16 protein-coding genes are annotated in these 18,944 nt (G+C 43.8%); 5 read left to right on the plus strand and 11 right to left on the minus strand.

Annotation, left to right across the window (positions count from 1 at the left end; all coding sequences use genetic code 11):
* The first annotated feature begins 123 nt into the window (after positions 1 to 123).
* The 3 genes from AC6R05_RS17855 (at position 124) to AC6R05_RS17865 (ending at position 3,309) form a co-directional block, all read left to right on the plus strand.
* Positions 124 to 621 (plus strand): hypothetical protein, encoded by a 498-nt coding sequence (locus AC6R05_RS17855; protein ID WP_500648185.1) that lies wholly within the window; start codon positions 124 to 126, stop codon positions 619 to 621.
* Positions 622 to 720: 99 nt separating this feature from the next.
* Positions 721 to 2,100 carry a Na+/H+ antiporter NhaC family protein gene (locus tag AC6R05_RS17860; protein WP_500648186.1) on the plus strand — a complete coding sequence of 460 codons (1,380 nt, stop codon included), beginning with the start codon at positions 721 to 723 and terminating at the stop codon, positions 2,098 to 2,100.
* 138 nt (positions 2,101 to 2,238) lie between these two features.
* Positions 2,239 to 3,309: a helix-turn-helix domain-containing protein gene (locus AC6R05_RS17865; protein ID WP_500648187.1), complete on the plus strand. Its 1,071-nt coding sequence runs from the start codon at positions 2,239 to 2,241 to the stop codon at positions 3,307 to 3,309.
* A 20-nt stretch (positions 3,310 to 3,329) separates the two neighbouring features.
* Here AC6R05_RS17865 and AC6R05_RS17870 read toward each other — a convergent pair whose 3' ends face one another.
* The 3 genes from AC6R05_RS17870 to AC6R05_RS17880 form a co-directional block, all read right to left on the minus strand.
* Positions 3,330 to 4,343 carry an alpha/beta hydrolase family protein gene (locus AC6R05_RS17870; RefSeq protein ID WP_500648188.1) on the minus strand — a complete coding sequence of 338 codons (1,014 nt, stop codon included), beginning with the start codon at positions 4,341 to 4,343 and terminating at the stop codon, positions 3,330 to 3,332.
* A 119-nt stretch (positions 4,344 to 4,462) separates the two neighbouring features.
* A complete protein-coding gene (locus AC6R05_RS17875) occupies positions 4,463 to 4,852 on the minus strand; it encodes a hypothetical protein (protein WP_500648189.1) in 390 nt (129 codons plus the stop codon).
* Between the two features lie 215 nt (positions 4,853 to 5,067).
* Positions 5,068 to 6,780, minus strand: coding sequence for an RluA family pseudouridine synthase (locus tag AC6R05_RS17880; protein ID WP_500648190.1), 1,713 nt, complete (start codon positions 6,778 to 6,780; stop codon positions 5,068 to 5,070).
* A gap of 192 nt (positions 6,781 to 6,972) precedes the next feature.
* Between AC6R05_RS17880 and AC6R05_RS17885 the strand changes: the two genes are divergently transcribed.
* Positions 6,973 to 7,425: an NUDIX hydrolase gene (locus AC6R05_RS17885; protein WP_500648191.1), complete on the plus strand. Its 453-nt coding sequence runs from the start codon at positions 6,973 to 6,975 to the stop codon at positions 7,423 to 7,425.
* A 29-nt stretch (positions 7,426 to 7,454) separates the two neighbouring features.
* Here the strand turns inward: AC6R05_RS17885 and AC6R05_RS17890 are convergent, their stop codons facing one another.
* From AC6R05_RS17890 to AC6R05_RS17910, 5 genes are all read right to left on the minus strand, one after another.
* Positions 7,455 to 7,742 carry a putative quinol monooxygenase gene (locus AC6R05_RS17890; protein WP_500648192.1) on the minus strand — a complete coding sequence of 96 codons (288 nt, stop codon included), beginning with the start codon at positions 7,740 to 7,742 and terminating at the stop codon, positions 7,455 to 7,457.
* Positions 7,743 to 7,749: 7 nt separating this feature from the next.
* A complete protein-coding gene (locus tag AC6R05_RS17895; RefSeq protein WP_500648193.1) occupies positions 7,750 to 8,196 on the minus strand; it encodes a hypothetical protein in 447 nt (148 codons plus the stop codon).
* A 753-nt stretch (positions 8,197 to 8,949) separates the two neighbouring features.
* The gene (locus AC6R05_RS17900) at positions 8,950 to 9,807 is read right to left on the minus strand and encodes a hypothetical protein (protein ID WP_500648194.1); all 858 of its coding nucleotides are present in this window, start codon (positions 9,805 to 9,807) and stop codon (positions 8,950 to 8,952) included.
* Positions 9,808 to 10,662, minus strand: coding sequence for an ABC transporter ATP-binding protein (locus AC6R05_RS17905; RefSeq protein ID WP_500648195.1), 855 nt, complete (start codon positions 10,660 to 10,662; stop codon positions 9,808 to 9,810).
* A complete protein-coding gene (locus AC6R05_RS17910) occupies positions 10,659 to 11,030 on the minus strand; it encodes a GntR family transcriptional regulator (protein ID WP_500648196.1) in 372 nt (123 codons plus the stop codon). Before AC6R05_RS17910 ends, AC6R05_RS17905 begins: the two co-directional genes overlap by 4 nt.
* Positions 11,031 to 11,196: 166 nt before the next feature.
* On the opposite strand from AC6R05_RS17910, the gene AC6R05_RS17915 reads away from it, so the two are divergent.
* Positions 11,197 to 13,719 (plus strand): bifunctional diguanylate cyclase/phosphodiesterase, encoded by a 2,523-nt coding sequence (locus AC6R05_RS17915; protein WP_500648197.1) that lies wholly within the window; start codon positions 11,197 to 11,199, stop codon positions 13,717 to 13,719.
* Positions 13,720 to 13,731: 12 nt separating this feature from the next.
* Here the strand turns inward: AC6R05_RS17915 and AC6R05_RS17920 are convergent, their stop codons facing one another.
* From AC6R05_RS17920 to AC6R05_RS17930, 3 genes are all read right to left on the minus strand, one after another.
* The gene (locus AC6R05_RS17920; protein WP_500648198.1) at positions 13,732 to 15,474 is read right to left on the minus strand and encodes an EAL domain-containing protein; all 1,743 of its coding nucleotides are present in this window, start codon (positions 15,472 to 15,474) and stop codon (positions 13,732 to 13,734) included.
* A 729-nt stretch (positions 15,475 to 16,203) separates the two neighbouring features.
* Positions 16,204 to 16,686 (minus strand): type II secretion system protein, encoded by a 483-nt coding sequence (locus AC6R05_RS17925; RefSeq protein ID WP_032550206.1) that lies wholly within the window; start codon positions 16,684 to 16,686, stop codon positions 16,204 to 16,206.
* A gap of 246 nt (positions 16,687 to 16,932) precedes the next feature.
* Positions 16,933 to 18,879: a putative bifunctional diguanylate cyclase/phosphodiesterase gene (locus tag AC6R05_RS17930; protein WP_500648199.1), complete on the minus strand. Its 1,947-nt coding sequence runs from the start codon at positions 18,877 to 18,879 to the stop codon at positions 16,933 to 16,935.
* Positions 18,880 to 18,944 lie beyond the last annotated feature (65 nt).

Genomic DNA, 18,944 nt, shown 5'->3' on the forward strand with positions numbered 1-18,944 from the left:
AGTCGGTGGCTTTTTTGTATCGAGAGTCATAGCGCGTCTCTTTACGCACCTTTACGTTTGCTTTACGTAGGCTGATATTCGGATTGATAAAATGAACAGATGATTTAGTTCTTGGTGATCATTATGTTTAAAGCTCAAGCTGTAAGAGGCGCAACCCTAATTCTGGTAACGGCAGGTCTTATTTTCCCTTTGTCTGCAACCGCGAAACCTCACCCGGTTTACAAGCCGTCTAAGAAGATTGTGGTGGTTAAACCTGTTTATCGACCAATCAAAAAAGTGCCGAAACATCGCAGTTACTACTATTACAAAATGCCAAAGCACACGAGTTATATTGTGTTGGCTGGCATCAGCTATGCGGTGATTGATAATGTCTATTACAAACGTAGTGGCGATCAATACATCTATATTGAAAACCCACCCGTGACTTCATCGTCGACGTCGATTACTACAACGACCACAACCACGTCCTCAAACTCGGATGTTGGTAGCTTGGTTAATAAGCTACCTTTAGGTACCACAACGGTAACCATTGATGATGCGACCTTTTATGTGAAGGGCGGTGATTGGTATGCTCCGATTGCTGGAAGTAAACAATTTGTTATCGTTGAGCCCCAGTTATAGCGTAAATCTACTTAAAATTGGACATTTAGACGTCTAGACGTTGACAAGTCTCAAGGGTGGGATTAGTCTTCGCCCTCCTGTTCTATAGTAGTTTGTTCCATGTCTAATTCTAAACACTCAAATGCGCAAATCGCTCCGAGTGCGGTTGCGCTGATCCCGCTCATTATCTTTCTTGCTCTGTTCATCGGAGTCGGGAGTTACCTCTCTTATCAAGGCGTTGATTTTGCGTTCTATCAGCTGCCAGCGCCTATCGCGACGCTGCCGGCGATTATGGTTGCTTTACTAATTAGCAAAGAGAAGATCAACCGAGGCATTGAGCATTTTATGCGTGGTGTCGGACACCCAGATATCGTCGCTATGTGTATGATCTACCTACTAGCAGGCGCATTCGCAGCGGTGGCTAAAGCATCGGGTGGTGTAGACGCTACGGTTAACCTTGGCTTATCTGCGATTCCAACAAGTATGATTCTGCCGGGGATCTTTTTGATCTCAGCATTCATTGCAACTGCGATGGGTACGTCAATGGGTACGATTGCGGCGGTTGCGCCAGTTGCTCTTGGTATTGCCGACTCTTCTGGAATGAGCCTTCCACTGACGGCTGGCGTGGTACTGAGTGGCGCAATGTTCGGCGATAACTTGTCGATTATCTCTGATACCACAATCGCGGCGACGCGTTCTCAGGGCTGTGAGATGCGTGATAAGTTCAAAGAAAACGTCCGTATCGCTCTACCCGCAGCGTTAATTGCGATCGTTATTTTTGCGATGAACAGTACAGCAACGCAAGTGCCGGACACGGGTGATATCGAGTGGCTTAAAGTGATGCCTTACATGGCAATTTTGGTGTTCGCTGTCTCTGGGATAAATGTGTTCGTGGTGTTGACCATCGGTATCCTGTTAGCAGGCTGTGTGAGCCTAGTGGGTGTAGATAGCTACAGCTTGACTGACTACGCACAAGATATCTATTCAGGCTTTGGTAACATGCAAGAGATCTTCTTGTTGTCGATGCTGATTGGTGGCCTAAGTGAGCTGATGCGCCGTCAGGGGGGGCTGGCTTACCTAACTAACCTAGTGAGCAGTGTGATTCGTGCCTTTGGCTCTAAACACTCAAAGCAAGCGAATGGGCGTGCTAGTGAGCTGGGCATTGCTGGTTTGGTTTCAATGGTGAATGCGTGTACTGCAAACAACACAGTGGCAATCATTGTATCGGGCAGTGTCGCTCGCCAATTGGCGGAAGAGAATGACGTTTCACCTCGTCGTGCGGCGAGCTTGTTGGATATTTTCTCATGTGTGATTCAGGGTGTTCTGCCATATGGAGCCCAGGTTTTACTGCTGGGCTCTGTATTTAACCTTTCTCCACTAGAGATCGTATCACATTCTTTCTACTGTTTTGCTTTGGCTATCGTTGCGGTGATTGCTGTGTTTATCAAACATCCGGCGCGCCAAGCTGCTCAATCTTCTAATAGTAGTTACTCAAATTAAGTGACAATTGAATTCAAACGAAGGCTCCTTTATGGAGCCTTTATTACATATGGTGAATGGATTACCATGAGATCAAGTTGTCAACGCCATCTAGTCGTGGTCAAAACTGCGTAATTTGTTATTAACACTGGAATTTTGATGCTCGCCATTCCCTTACCATTTGTCGCAGCCCTGTTGTTATTGATGACAGGCGTGTTGCTTCGATGCCGTTACCCAAAAACCAGTCAAAAACCATTTTGGTTTATCATTCTGTGCGCGTTAATGGTGACGGTGGTGGGACTGCGATGGACGGTAGATATTGCGCTGTTTCGCTTCTTGCAACCTATTCTTGGTGCGAGTGTTCCCGTGGCAGCCTGGCTCTGTTTTGCGGGAGCTCATCGAAGTCAATCTAATACACATTTGCATTGGCTAGGCCCAGTTGCTGTTTTAGTTGGCTCACTCTTTTATGAGTATGTCTGGGCGGGAACTCTTGATGTATTGCTGATCTTGCTCTATCTCGGATATGGCAGTTTGCTGTTAAAGTCGTCGTTGTGCGTGCCAGAACAAGTTCGGTTAACCGATGTACCGAAAGTGTTGGTTGCTGAAAGGGTTGCAGGTGCAATGCTGCTTTTCTCCGCTTTGGTTGATAGTGCGGTCTCTTACGACATCTTGCTGTTGAATGCGTTGCACACCAATCTGATCTTATCGATTAGCTACCTGGTTCTTATTCCAGCCGTTGTTTTCGCCGTGATGGTGGTCAGTATAAGTACACCAGCTGAAGTAAATAACAAGCATGCTCAGACCTCACCTTCCATGTCACAACGCTTTTCTGAAGAGGTTGATACATTAACCACATCAAAGAGTCGCACAGGTGACGACCAAGCTGAAGAAACCGCGCAGATTATGGCTAAGTTCGATGCATTAATGAGAGATCACCAAGTATTCAAGGATCCAGATCTGTCTCTCAATCGCTTGGCACGAAAGCTAGGCATTCCTGCTCGCAAGATATCGTCTGCGGTTAATCAAACTCACCAACAGAACATTTCGAAGGTGATTAACGCTTATCGAATTGAGCATGCTAAGACTCTGCTTGAGCAAACTGATGACGCGATAACTGAGATTTTCCTAAGCTCAGGTTTTCAGACCAAGTCTAATTTTAATAGGGAGTTTTCTAGGATAACTGGGCAAACTCCGAGTGAGTTTCGAAGTTCACCACAAGTGTTAGAGTGAGTGTGTTTGCTTTTTGTTTATCAATTTATAAAGCGAGCGATGTCATTGAAGAACAGTTGATGCAACTGGTCGCGTGATGTCCCAACGCCATCTTTACAAATAATGCCATCGCCTGGCACTTCTTCATTCAGTAGTGCTATAGCACCGGGCTTACAGCTTTGAATGAAACTAAAGTGGGTCGCTTTTTCGTAGACTTTGTACCGTCTTACATTCAGAGGAATGTGCTCAGCAATGTAGCCAGACTCTAATGCTTGAGGAAGATCTCCAATGTCGACCCCAGCTGCAAGTATCAAGGTTGGCACTTTGATGTCTTTTAAGCTGCCGACTGACAAGCTACGCGCAAGCCCTAAATCAAGGCTAACGACACGTTGAATACGAGGGTCTGAAAGGTCTTTTTTGTTTGGCTCTTTATCCTGTATTTTGTCTAGCCCTAGTTCTTCCGCAAGCCCACAAGTTCGTGGGTTGGGGTATGCCTGACAATTGGCCTCAAAAGTTGCTCTATCTATTTTCGCTCCCGCCAATTGCATCACAGTCCAACCACCTAACGAATGTCCAATTGCGGTAACATTGTCGACGTTTGCTGATTGCTTCCATGGGGTTTCGGATAACACGTAGTCCAGAATACGTGACACATCTTGTGGTCTTTCCCACCATTTCGCTGCTTGTTTTGGGGATTGGTCGAAAGAGGTGGTTCCCGGGTGATCAACCGCCGCCACGATGTAGCCACGACTCGCAAGTTTGGTCGCTAACCAGTTTTGGTTCCGCCAATTTCCTCGATAGCCGTGTGATAATAGCACCACAGGAAAAGTGCCTGATTGAACCTCTCCATCCTTGATGACTTGCGTGCCGATGAAGGCGGGATTATCGCCAATCAAGGTTGTGTCTGATACATATTGTGTGGGATACCAAATGGAAGTGTTTAGCGGGCGATTAGGTTCCTCAGTTAAGGTGACTTGAGTGAATCCGACATCAAACGCGACGGCTGAATTGCAAAGGAAAAGTAGGGATGTGAACAGTAAATGTGTCCATTTCATGGTATTAACTCCAATTGAGGTGATTGGATCTAATATGCGGTGAGGCCAGGTATCTCGCGACCTCAAACACGATCGAGGACGCTCTAAATCGTGTTTGAGTACAGAATTTGGCGATTAGGCTATGCTTGTCTTCTTTTTGGGCGCTTCTCTACCAATCCGTTTCTCTCTAAGCCACGTCTTACGCTGCTGCACAACTTACCAAAACGACGCAGTTCTTCGAAGTTGGGCCCTTGTCCCATTGAAATTTTGTGCTCCCAGTACATTATCTCCATGTCGACCATTTCGAGTAGTTTCTTAGAACAACCCGTGCAATTTCCTTTTGGCCCACAGATAAATGTTTCTGGCTCATACAAAGGGAGCTCGTTTTTCACTTCTTCAATCAAATTCAACATGGCCGAATTGAGGTCCGGTTTCTTGGTCTTTATTGGCTTTACGTTTGTCGGTGCTCGCGCGGTGATCAAAGAGGGCGTCGGTGTTTTTGGGGGTAAATTCAAAGCAGTTGATGACATATCAAAGGCCTCTGGGAAGGAAGAAGGTGGGCATGTTACGGATAATGAAAAAACGAATCTTGATGTAGTGCAATAAGCTTAGCGATATATCCCAAAGAGGTAGATAAAACAGAGGAGAAAAGGTTAGTGGGAGGCTCGAAAAAAGGAGTCACAGGTGTTGTGACTCCTTGTTTAGAATAGTGCAGTTAGCGATCGCAACTTACTCGAGATAGCCCTTAGAATTCGGCATCGAATTGGAACGTCATCCATTCATTGGTAATTGGGTGACTCAAACACAGCTTCTCTGCGTGAAGGTGAAGTCTGTCCGCCTTATGCCCATAAAGAACATCTCCGACGATCGGCATATTCAAGCCTTCCTCATGAGAACAGTGCACTCTCAACTGATGAGTACGACCTGTTTTCGGATGGAGATAAACCTTGGTTTTGCCATCACGACGCTCAATCACTTCCCATTTAGTTTCTGCAGGCTTGCCATGCTCATAGCAGACGATCTGACGTGGACGATCGTAAAGGTCACCGCGCAACGGCAAACGAATGTAGCCCTCATCTTGCTCTAGGTTGCCTTCAATTAGAGCGACGTAACGCTTCTCAACTTCGCGAGTAATGAACTGCTTCTGTAGGCTCTTATTTGCTCGACGAGTTAACGCAAAGACCAATATTCCTGACGTTGCCATGTCTAGGCGGTGTATAACGAAAGGCCCTTCAACATCGGGATGCATTTCCTGAACGCGCGTGTAAGCCGAATCTTTAATGGTTTTTCCCGGTACTGACAAGAATCCAGATGGCTTGTGCACCACAACGATGTGTTCATCTTGAAATAGAATATCTAGCTCTTTGCCCTCTGCAGGGTTCTCGAGTAACGGATTTGGATCGACCTCTAACCCTTTCATCATGTGGCCCAAGATCGGTACACATTTACTTTGACAAGACGCGTAGTATTTCTTGTGTTTACGCACCTCTGATTTTGGTGAGCGCCCCCACCAAAACTCGGCCATAGCCAATGGTGTATAACCATGTAGGTAGGCGTATTGCAGCATCTTAGGCGCAGCACACTCCCCAGAGCCGGCTGGTGGTACTGGGTTAGTCAATGGCGCGAAGATATGGTTTAGATCTTCCGTTTTTCCTTCAGCATTTAGAAACACGTATTGAGCGAAAAGCTTATGCTGCAACTGATGAGAGATAGTTGCGCGTTGCTCTTTTAGTTGATCCAGTTGCTCGGTATAGACATCAATTTTAGATTGCAATTCAGCCAGACGTTTTTCCCACGCTAGCTTAAGGTGCTTCTGTTGGTTCTTGTCTGCAACGCTCGCTTTACCAAGTTCAACACTTAGCTGTTCAAATTCGGTTTCATCAAGCTCTAGTTTACCTTGTTCACGCTGTTGTTTACGAACCTTACGACCTTCGATGACCTTTTGGCGCTGGGCTTCGTTCTCTTGTTCCGCTTGCGCTTTGTTTTGCGCCATTTGCTCACACAGTGCTAAGTAGGTCTCATCTGATTTCAGTGTTTTGTACTTTGCATTCACCGCCATCATGTCGGCTGTGTCTTGATGAAAGAAGCTCTCGCTGTTCAGCATATCAAACACTGGTGGCACGAAATGCGGCAACAGGTTTTGGTCAGCGATCTTGCCAGAGAATGCAGAAAAGTAGCCGATTTCACCTTGTGGGCTGCGAACGATAAGCACCCCAAACATTTTGCCACGGCCTTCTTCCGATTCTAGACCGAAATTGTGGTGCCAATCGGTTTGTGTTTCCAGATGAGCCTGAAGCTGCTCTGAGGCCAGTTCACAAAGAGGGTGGGGCTCGTAGTAGAAAGGAAACGTAAAACGTTCTGGAAGCGTGTATGACTCAATCGATTGGTTGAATCGGGTAAAGCAGTTTTCAGGTGTATGTATAAATTCTGAAGCGTGCGAAGAAGTCGATGAGTGCATAGCGTGTCTTTTTATCTAATGGATGAAATCGCAGGGAGTTCGATGTTAGGCGGCCGATTCTACTCTTTATCGATACACGCCTCAAACTTGTTCAATGAGAACACTGTTATTTTTGTTGCATTGGCTGTTTAAGTAGTAACAAGTTGCAATGAACGTGATATGCTGCTGCGTTTTATATGAACAGGTAAGCTTATGATTCCGCTAAATACTTCGATCGTTTCCGGTGTGGCTCTTTCTGAAATCGATGGCCAGATGAAAATGCTATTAATGAAGCGCGTGAAGGGGGGCTTTTGGTGTCATGTAGCAGGCTCTATTGAAAGCGGTGAGAAGGGCTGGCAGGCGATTGTACGCGAGTTCAAAGAAGAGACAGAAATTGACGTACAAGCTTTGTATAACGCTCAGTTCTTAGAGCAGTTCTATGAGCACCATGTTAACGTTATTGAGCTGATTCCGGTATTCGCTGTAGTATGTCCACCAAATCAAAATGTGCAGTTGAATGAAGAACATACAGAGTTTCGTTGGTGCACGCTGGAAGAAGCGAAACAGTTAGCGCCATTCCCAAATCAACATGTAGTCTATGACCATATCTGGGAGTATTTCGTTAACAAAGCGCCTAATCCGCTGTATCGCGTTAAGTTAGCTTAAATATCAAAAAGTACTTACCTCAACCTCACTCACGATGAGCTGCTACCAATGATTTGATAGTGGCGTTCAACCCCGCGAGTGATTTTTCCCCAATCAGAGCTTTTAACGCGTTGTTGGTGTGTGTCAAAAGCTTGTTGATCAACAAACTCTTCGTAAACACTGAACCTATTTGGGATATGTGGATCTTGAGTGACCTTGAAGACCAAGCAGCCTGGTTCTTGGTGAGTCAGAGCTTTATGAATTGGTAGCGCAGTGAGCACGGCTTCAAGGTCATCCGTTGGAACCTCAATGTGCCCTGTTAAAACGATCTTAGACATAATTCACTTAACTTTTCCCTGTTACGCGTTCTAAATACCAATGGCCTCGACACGGGCCGTTAGTGAGATACCAATTACCTGTCACCTTATCAGCAGAGACTTTTCCTGAAAAGCGATAGTTCCATTGCTTGTTATTAGCATACAAAGTGAGTATGTGCGTATCTTCGGCAACCCAGCCTTTAAGTGAAGTGCCATTGTAGGTGAGGCGCAATGTGGCTTTGCCATTCTCGATACGGCCAGTGATGGTAGTGCGCTCGCAAAGGTTGTTGTTGGTGGTGTTTATTCGTCTGCCAGCCCATTCTCCGTCGAAGTCATTAGTGACGCCGTAACTTGGTGTCTCTGGGAACTTCGGGAAGGACTCTGAACTTCCGGATTTGAACCAACCTATTTGCTGTCCTATAGCGACAAATAGAATAAAACCAGCGGTTAAGGCTAACAATAGAGGCTTTTTCATCGGCATATCCTAGGGTATTCGAAAACGTAGGAGACTTACTAAAGTTGATGTTGATAGGTGATTAAGCAGATAAATCCCTTACATAGCAATGATATAGCTGAGTTATGCGACTTGCCTTGCGAATTCGAAGTAAAAAGGAGATCAAGGTCAATTCTGGTTTCATTAAATCGTATTGAGTTTGAAATATATTTGTCACTCAGCGAATTTAGTGTTAGATATGAAACTTAGCTCAAAGGAATGAACTGAGCTATAGTTGATAACAGTGTCATGTTTTGATGCAACAGGTACTCGCCACTCTTTATATTTTGTGATGTGTATCGTTGATCTGGCCATGAAACACAGTTAGATTCGAATAGTTGGCAAATAAAAAGGCTCATGAAGAGCAGTCAAACGGAAAGGATATAACCCTTATGAAAAAAATGAGAAGAGCACAGCTTCATCGCGTTCGTATTCAATACTGGAAAGACACAGCGAAAGAAGCTTCAAAAAAATAAGCTTGTTAATGACAGCTTAAATTAGCCATATTGGCATTTCCCCCTTGTGCGCAGATAGGCGACTCATGACCTAAGCACATAACCAACCCAGAGCTGGTAAATCTCCATAAAGATTCAACACTACCAGCTCAACTATCTCCCTTAACGATCATCTTAATTACCCATCCTAAAGGTCTAATTTACCGAACCCATCAGTTTAATCGTAAGCAATAAAAAGCCCCTGAATTTCAGAGGCTCTACGTTATCGGTTAAAGACGATTTAGCGTTGAAAGAGGTTTCTCCACGTCACATCTTCCGTCCTGTTCAGTCTAACGCTGGTTAGGTACGCGATAATCCCGATTGCAACATAAACTACCAAGGATAGTGCTGGTGCTTCCACAATAGCGCGGAACGGGTTCGGCTCAAACAACACATTGATCGGTAGGGAGGCAACGAGCGCTAAGAACTTGCTGACCCAATCGCCAGCAAATAGGCTCAGTGACAACCACTTGATTGCATAGCTACCAATAAACATAACCAGTAATGGCGAGTTTACGATTTGTGAAATCGCTAATGCGACCATGGCTAAAGGCAGTAGAACAATCGACACCAATAGCATTCTTGCTAGGAAAGCTAGCCAGTTAGTCAGTACATAGAAGATAGATTGCTGTTCAACCAAGAGCGCTAACTGTTTATCACTGAATGTTTGAATAAACCACAGCATTACATCAGTAAACAAGACCAATAGGGCACAAATCAGTGGAATAATGACCAAACCTACAGCGAGTTTTACTGCATGAGTCAGGTGGTTTGATACAGGCATGCTACGCCAAAACATCGAACTGCCTTCTTGGCGCTCTTTTCGCAGTGTTTTAGGTAGGAACAGTGTTGTTAAGAGTAGAGACACGGTTCCTGCAATAGCGAAGATCAGAGAGTTAAGGTCGCGCGCGATCTCTTGATGGATTTCGCTAATATCGCCGCTGACCTCCATTTGAAAGAAGAAATTATGTTGAGCTTGGTTATTGAACATTAAGCCTACGCCAAGCACTAAGCCACAAAGAGCAATGAACAAAGGGAGACGAATGATCACCTTATGTTCGATGAGCTCTTTTTCGATCATGTAAACGCTAGGGTGCATCTAAATAGCCTCCTTCTGTGTTGCAAGGAAAAGGTCTGATAAACCGACATTGAATCTTTTGCCAAACTCTTCAGTTTGAGGTTTGTATTGGCTCTCTAGAAGCCACTTGGTACTACCGAGGCTAGCTTGCGAGCTGAGAGGCTTGAATTGCGCAATGGTTGAGCTGTATTCATTTGACGCATCAAGAATGAAGTAGTCGCTCTCAACTTGTTCCATACTTTTGTACAGAACAGGTTTGCCCTGCTTAATGATCAATACATCGGTCAGCAGGTGTTCAATCTCAGAGACTTCGTGACTGGCAATAATTAGGGCTCGCTCACCATCATGGAACCACTCTAGTAGATGGCGGTAGAAGGTATCTCGATAGATAAGATCAAGTCCTAGTGTCGGCTCATCGAGGATCAGCACCTTAGTGTCGGTGGCGATAATGATAGAAAGGTGAAGTTGTACCTTCATTCCTTTAGAAAGCTGTTTGATCTTAGATGTGAGTTTGATGTCGGTGCTACTCAGTAGTCGCTCGGCGCGTGAACGATCGAAACTTGGGTGAACGCCGGCAGTGTACTTGAGTAACTGTTTAACGCTCATCCATTCTGGGAGCACGTTAACATCAGAGATGTAAGAGAGGTGCTGCATCAGCTCGGCGTGCTGTTCGATAGGGTGCCAACCATTGATCTCAATCTCACCTTGGTAGCGGTGCCCACCGAGCAGCGATTTGATTAAGGTCGATTTACCAGCACCGTTGTGGCCCAACAGTCCTAAGACTTGTCCGGCTTTGAGCTCAAAACTGATTTCTTCTATCCCAGTGTTATTGGCATAGCGTTTGGTGACGTTCTTAGCGGAAAGTAATGTCTTCATGACTTTTCCTTTGTGTGTTGTTCTAACAAAGAGACAAGCTCATCGATGCTCATGTCTATATTCTTTAGTGTGTTTGCAATCTCGGGCACTGTGTGGGCGACAAAGTCGCTGTAAGCGTTCTGCTTTAATTTTGCCTCCGCTCCCAGTGCGACAAACATTCCTTGTCCGCGTCTCTTTTCGACTAATCCGTCGTCCACCAATAACTGATAGCTCTTCATCACAGTAAGGTGGTTGATTTTGAGATCGGCCGCTATCGTTCTTACTGACGGTAGTGCTTGTTGATCTCTCCATACTCCCTGCATGATCTGCTCTGTGATTTTGCTAGCCAGTTGTCGGAAGATAGGTTGGTCGTCTTTCCAATCTGTCATATCGCTTTCTGTATGGTGATATACATATGTATAACACTAAACTTGTTATCAAAATAATCAACTGTTTTTTATAAATCATATCTATTTTTTATTTTTAGGGGTGGATGTTCAGTAAAAATAATGAGACTATATGGTATCTCGTACTAATAACTTTGTAAGTCTCTGAATGCTGCACATCAATGACAAAAAGCTGGTTTGGTTTACCAAGTATTTGCCGATCGTAGTCATTATTTCTTCTGCGATCATACTTAACTTGATCATGATGACTGGTGTCGATCATAAGGTTCGAGCATTGGTAGATTTAGTGCGTATGGATTACATAGCTGCGCAGAAACGACTGATTGAAGCTCAAGTCAAGCAAGTGTCACAACAGATAGAGAAGACGCAACACGTGGCCGAAGCTGAATCGATGAAAGCGTTAAAAAGGCGCATCGATCGTGCTTATACGGTCGCTCAGAATATCTACTCATCGAATCAGCATCTCTCTAATCCTGAGCTCAAGGTGATGATTCTCAATGAGATACGACGCATGAGCTTTGCGAACAAGCAGAGCTACATCTACGTCTATGACATGCAAGGGACGGCTCTTGTTCACCCTCTTATGCCTGAATTTGAAAGTACTAACAGGCTCAATGTCAGTAACGGTGAAGGGCAGTATGTGGTCGCTGAGCAAGTGGCCTTGATGAGAGAGAACTCCAGTGCATATATGCGCTATAAATTTAATCGACCTGGATATGGTGATGAAGAGTTCGAAAAACTGAGTCATATTCGCCGATTTGAGCCTTATGGCTGGTTCTTTGGGACAGGGGTTTATTTAGATCAAGTTAAAGCAACCAGTTACCAGCGCATTTTAGATATTCTTTCCAATGTGACCATCGGTGACAATGGCTATCTGTTCGTATTCGAGGAGAACGGAGACACATTGCTGCGTCACAATCAGATACAAGTCGGTAGTGGACAGAATCTATACCAAGAGATTGGTGAGAGCTTTAAAAACCAAGTTTTGAGTCAGCCTGCATCCGGTGGCTTTGTTGATTACATCACCAAAGACAGTGATGGTGTACTTGGGCCTAAAACCAGCTTTGTTAAGCGAATTGACGGCTGGGATTGGATCATAGGTACCGGTATTTATCTTGATAAAGTTCAAACGTCGATTGAGAAGCGAAAAGAAGAGCTACTGATTGAATCGCGAAACGAGTTCGGTTTGGTATTGGTGTTCAGTGTACTGGCAACGTTGGCATGTATCTTCTTGAGTGCCTTGGTGAGCCGCAAAATTTCACTGCGCTTCAAGCAGATGGAACAGCGCATCGCGGAAGACTTCAATCGATTGAAAAACAGCCGGCGTCGACTGCAGCATATGGCGAGGCATGATTCTTTGACCGCATTACCAAACCGCACTGAGTTGGAGCGACAAGTGAATCGGGCAATCGCTAAGTCTAAACTCCAGGGTAAGTTGGTTGCGGTGGTGTTCGTTGATCTCGATGACTTCAAGCGTATCAACGATCAATACGGGCACGGCTATGGGGATGAACTCCTCAAGCAGATCAGCGAGCGCTTTGAGTTGTGTCTTGATGAACACGATATCGTATCTCGTTTTGGTGGGGATGAGTTTGTTTTCTGCCTTCCAGAGCTCGACAAGTTGACACAGGCTCAAGCAAAAGTAAAACAGATACAGAGCGTGTTTGATAAAGCGTTTAATCTGCATGGCGTTTCGGTGACGACCCAGTGTTCAGCGGGTGTCGCCATGTACCCCTATGACGGACTTGAAGTGGATGAATTGCTAACCAAAGCAGATATCGTGCTCTACAAGGCCAAAGAGAGTCGAAAAGGTGAATCGGTATTTTATGACGAGGCCATCAACAAACAGGTCATCTATGACTTCCAAGTAGAGGAGCAGCTTAAGTTCGCGTTAGATAACCGAGAGATCAGCGTCGTGTATCAACCTCAAGTTGATTCCCAAACTCAAAAAGTGAAAGGCATCGAAGCGCTGTGTCGTTGGAACAACGCAGAACTTGGGTTTGTATCACCAATGGATTTTATTCCCGCTGCTGAACGTCTTGGTCTGATTCAAGAGTTGGGGGAATATGTTCTAAAAAAGGCGTGTGAGGACACACTCACGTTTATGCCAAATGGAAGAGATGCGATCGGTGTTTCTGTTAACGTTTCTCCGAAACAGATTCTCGATAGTGGATTCGCAGATCGAGTTAAGCATTTAGTGAGTGAAACCGGGCTTTGTGCCAGTCGCGTGACGCTGGAGATCACGGAGAACATCTTGATTAAAGATCTGCATGTCGTGGAGCCTGTACTGAGAGAGCTTAGAGACATTGGGTTTGGTATTTCTCTGGATGATTTTGGTACGGGCTTCTCATCTCTGAATTACCTTAACTCGTTACCGGTCAGTGAGATTAAAATAGACCGTTCCTTCATCCGTAAATTGAATACTAGTCAACACAGCGCAACCTTGGTTAGAGCGATTATCGATATTGGCAATTCATGCCAGATGAAAGTCGTTGCTGAGGGGGTTGAGACTGATGAACAAATGGCGAAACTTCAACAATATGAATGCGATCTGTTACAGGGGTTTTATTTCGATAAGCCACTCTCTGTAGCAGGCTTAATTGCGACCTATTTTCCTAACATAGCTGAGCGCACTCACTATGATAGTGAGCACGCTGAAGCTTATGTGTAGCCATTCTCAGGGCTAATCGGCAGCACGTTGAGGCCGGCTGTATAGGTAACCTTGATGCAGGTTATAGCCGAGCTGACACAGGATATATTGTTGCCTACGCGTTTCGACACCTTCGTAAATCATCGTCATTTTGGAGAGGCGTCCAATCTCTGAGATGTTAAGTAATACACCTTGATGGTATTCCCCAGATTCAATGTCTTTTACAAAACAGCGATCCAGCTTGAGATAGGTTGGTGAGATTGCACTAATGATCTCGATATTGTTGTTGCCTGTGCCAAAATCATCTAGCGCAATAGTAATACCGAGCTTCTTGATGGCTTTGATGTTATCTATCACCTCTCCACCATATCCAATGTTCGAATACTCGGTGATTTCTGCGACAAATTCGTTGGCTTCCATGGCAGCTAAGTGGGGTTCAATTTTGTCGAAGTTAACGCCTACTAACGTGCTTGGGCAAATGTTCACGCCATATTTGTCATGACTATTGTTGTTCTTAGCGACTCTAACTGCCTCAATCATTAGAATCGTGTGAAAGGTCAGTAGATTTGAGCGGCGCATTGCGTTGATGAAATCCAAAACGCCAACATCACGTACTCGAGAGAGGAGCTCGTAATAAAGGACGCTATTATCCTCAGTGTTTATGATCGGCTCTTCTTCGAATGAGATCCTTCTCCAACGCAACATGTATACAACCACGCCTACAATGTATCGATGGTAAAGTAACACCGTAAACAAGAGCGTCAGCGTTAACCAAATCCAAGTGATGTTATGGCTATAGAAGCTAATGGTTGCGCCCGTTGCGAGCGAGTGGTCGTAAAGAGGTGGATGGTTCTCATTGTTATGAAGGATAATATTGCCATGCTTTTGAATGGATACTGAATCGACGAACAGTGGCATTAATGAGTTTCGGTATCGTGCTTCAATCGATCGCTTTGGAATGCGTACCGTGAGGAATATGTTTTCCTTGGGATAGGTAAACCCGGAATAGGTAAAATCTAAGCTGTCATAAAACTCGCCGATGTTATCGGGGTTCACTGATTTAGAGCGAGTCGTTGATATGTAGCAGGAGCCATCAGGGGTTGTCATCACCGCTGAATCGAGATTGAGTGAGTGTCTCAACGCATAGACTGCATCATCGTTGTTGCACCCATAATTCTTGAGCTCTTCGGTCACAATCTTAGTGTTTTCACTAAACTGATCGGCAATCTTGGTTGTGTAAAGGATTTGGAAAAAGTAGACAACGAACAAGATTAACGATGACGTAGAGAGAACGATAACAGTGCCTTTAAACCACTCTTTATAGTAAGTGCGGGCCAACATTTTTAGCACGGCGATATAACTAGGTTTGAATTGGTTGATATCTAGCCTTGATTGTTCTTGATTAATGGGAGCTTTATCAAGGTCAATAAAATATCCCACTTTATAAAGGTTAGAAATGAGTTCGCTTTGAGAATCGATACCTGCCTTTTTTAACAGGTTACGATATTTCTTTCTGACTGATGCAATGGTGTTTTTTAGCGCATAGAGGCTAAACTCTTCATTAAAATGTGATTTGAATGATTCTTCAACCTCTCTTGCTGACTTTGGATTTGATATTGAAGAATTATCAATTAAGTACTTTATTACAAAGCTCTCTTTACTATTTAGCGTTTCCTCAGATATCTTACAGTTGCTCTTTTTGATATATATTTTTTCTTCGTTATAAATTAGCTGTAATATTTCCCTTTCGCTATATATATTCAGAGAACAGTGCATAGCTTAACTCCTAAATGATAGTTGTTATAATTATTGTGTTAATAATCAATTGTTCCTACTCATTTAGCCCATACTTCTCTGTAAATAACGTCGACAAAACGTCACCATTTTTCTCAATACTTTGATATTAATCGCAGAATTTGGGCGGCAATGAGGGATTCTCGAGATGTTCATTCAAAAGTGGAATTTATAAATCAATCAAGAAGTTTTACAAGTTAGAAAGGGGATAAATCCATTTGTTTTGGTATTTATCCATTTGATTTTGGCAAAATGTGGGTAATTTTGTCCCAGTTAGTTGCTTCTTATTTAGCGGCTGCTAATATAATAAATGTTTATTGGTTTGGTGTGTTATATAGGTGATGGTTGAGTTTGGCGACTGCTAGGTTGCACGAGTAATAATATAATCTATAAATGAAACGCTTATTAATACACGTCTAAAAATGAAGTAGTGGAGAATACCTAAATATTTAACGAAAATAGAATATAAAGATACATAATTTTGTATCTACTAATAATCACCGTTATGGTTATGAATTCATTATGACTTGGTTATAAATTTACAGTCAGTTTTGGATATTGGTTCAAGTGTTTGATATTTATTTATGATTAATGTTAGCACTGAGTGTTAATCAACAATGAACTAATTATGCTAGAGGATTGATGGCACATCATAGGATTAAATCAATTAATATTATTATGTGCCATCATCAATTGTTGTCTAGTCAAAGTTTAACAAGCGCTATCTAAAACAACGACTTGAGGCTCTTCCTCTGGTTGGTAGAGTACTTGGCAATAATTACCTTGGGGTTCATAAGTGTGTTCATACATATGAAAAGTAATGGCGGCACGCCTCTCTTCTTCAGGCTTTCCTGGGAAATTATCTTTATTGATCACTTTTAACTCGCTAGAGTCGATATTCATTAACCTTCGTAATGAATCCATATAAGCAATTGGGTATCCATGACAAACAAAATAGGATTCTACTTCTGTTTTGATTGTGTAATTACACTCTTTTTCTACTCCTGCAAGAACAGATTTCGCATAGATAACGTCAATGCCATTGCGTAGGTTAGCTGCAATGTCGTGGATCTTGTTAGCACGAGCATCTGCTTGGATCTCCATAAACTTCACCATAGCTGTCGTTGCGATGACAGAGATGATGACCAAGCAGACGATAAGTTCGAGGACAGTGAAACCGGATTTTTTAGGCATAGTATCTCTGTATGATGTGGTAGTAGAAATGGCTTGAATGTACGAAAGCCCCTTTAAAGTCCGAGGTTAAACTAAGCGGCATAGACAAAATAGATACCTGATGAAACGCTAGATGATGATACCTCTCTTCATGCCAACAAAAATCAATAAAAACAGTAAGTTAATCAACTGGCTTGTAAGCTTGTACAATGTAAGCCCGTGTAAGCGAGCGGTTTTGTTAACTATCTGATATTGTTGATTAAATCATTAATGGTAAGTCGGACTTAAAAAGTACTCTTCGACCTCATCTGGGTGAATTGGTTTGCTAAATAGAAATCCCTGAAAGTATTGGTAGCCACAATTCATAAGAAACTGTTTTTGGCTTTCTGTTTCCACACCTTCCGCCACCACTTTGAGCTCTAGCTTTTCACAAATGGCATGTGTCGCTTTTACAATGGCTTTGCTTCCTTGATGTGAGCCGTGAACAAAACTCTTATCTAGCTTTACGGTACTGATGGGTAAATCATGCAACATAGAAAGAGAGGAGTAGCCAGTGCCAAAGTCATCCAAGTGTAACTCGACCCTAAGGGCCGCAATGTCGTAAAGCGCTTGTTCGACTTCTCCATGTTTGAAGATCATCGAAGACTCGGTGATCTCAAGTGCGACTTTGTTTGCTGGTAGCTGATAGAACTTGAGCATTGCTGACAGTTGGTCGGCAAATGCTGAATGGATCTGCTTGCCAGAAATATTGATACTCAAAGTGAGCTCGGGGCCGTACTTTTTGTGCCACGTCGCCAGTTGTTTAAGAGCGGCATTCAATACCCACCGCCCAAGCGGAACGATTTGACCCGTCTCTTCGGCTAAGCTGATAAATTCTCGCGGAGCGATTTCTCCCAGTTCATGGTCTTTCCAACGAAGTAACGCCTCAAAGCCTTTTATTTTATTGCTATCACTGTGAATGATCGGCTGGTAATGCAGTTTTAAATCGTCGTTCTCGATTGCTCCTGCAAGTCGATGTCGAATATTGACCTTTCGATGCAGTGCTTTGGCAAGATCCGGAGTGAAGGTTTGGAAGCGATTACGGCCATTTGCCTTTGCCATGTGCATCGCCATTCCAGCTTGTTTAAGTAATGACTCTTGATCCATGGCGTTGTCGGGAAAGTGTGCCGTACCAATACTACATCCTACCGATAGGGAACCGATACCCGCGATGTGAAAGCTCTTGTTAAGCGCATTGATGATGCGGGAACAAAGTAGTGGGATATTTTGATTTCGACAAGTGTGAGCAATGACGATGAACTCGTCACCACCAAAGCGGCCAATCATACACGTATCATCAACCAACTCTTTTAGTCTTATCCCTACTTGTTTAAGGAGTTGGTCACCAACATTGTGTCCATAGGTGTCGTTAACTAGTTTAAAGCCGTCTAGGTCGACAAACATCAGTTCAAATGGGGAGCGGTATTCAATGCTCGTCTGCAATAGGTTTGTGATACCTCGACGGTTATGGAGTTCAGTTAGGCAATCATGCTCAGCGTTGTATTTGGCTAATAACAGACGCTCTTTTTGACGTGTGACACAGGTCAGATTGAGGAGCAGCTGATTCTTGTCGAATAACCATTTACCTTGTACATCAAAGTAATGGGTTTTATCGCCAATCTGACAACTCACTTCTTCTAGGATCTCTTGCCCACGCATGGCGGAGAAAAGCCATAGGTCGACAGTCTCTTCGTCTCCGAGAAAGTCGATCAGCTGAGTAAATGGTTTGCCATAGCTTTGGTAGAAAGCCGTATTAACACTTAATATCTCGCCGGTTTTATCGAACAATAAAGAAAGGTTCGACCCGTCTGAGCAAGCCAAGTCATGCTTTAAGCTGTTTTCTTCAGCCACTACCTGAACCAGCATACCAGTGCGTCCATTTGGCAGAGGAATTCCTGAAAATTGACATAGTGCCCGTTTAGCGATGTGCTTGGGAGTAAAGTTCCACCAGGTTTTGATGGTCTGATTGAGATGGAATTGCCGTTGGTACTCTTCGAGTGTTGCCTCAATAGCCTCAGACATCTCTTTTCCAAGATCGCGTGAAGTGAGCTCTTGAATTGAATCGGCTTCCCAAAGTGGCAGTGCGCTGCTATTCGCCCAAACGATCAATTTATTGTCGATGTCGTACACCCAAATAGGGCATTTAAGATGCTCGAATGGTAGATAACTTTGCATATATCAAGGCTTAATGAATGAAGTGAAGAGGCTGTAGCAATCGTATGGGATTACTACACGGGTTC

The organism is Vibrio sp. R11-SG3-ISO9, from assembly GCF_059834255.1.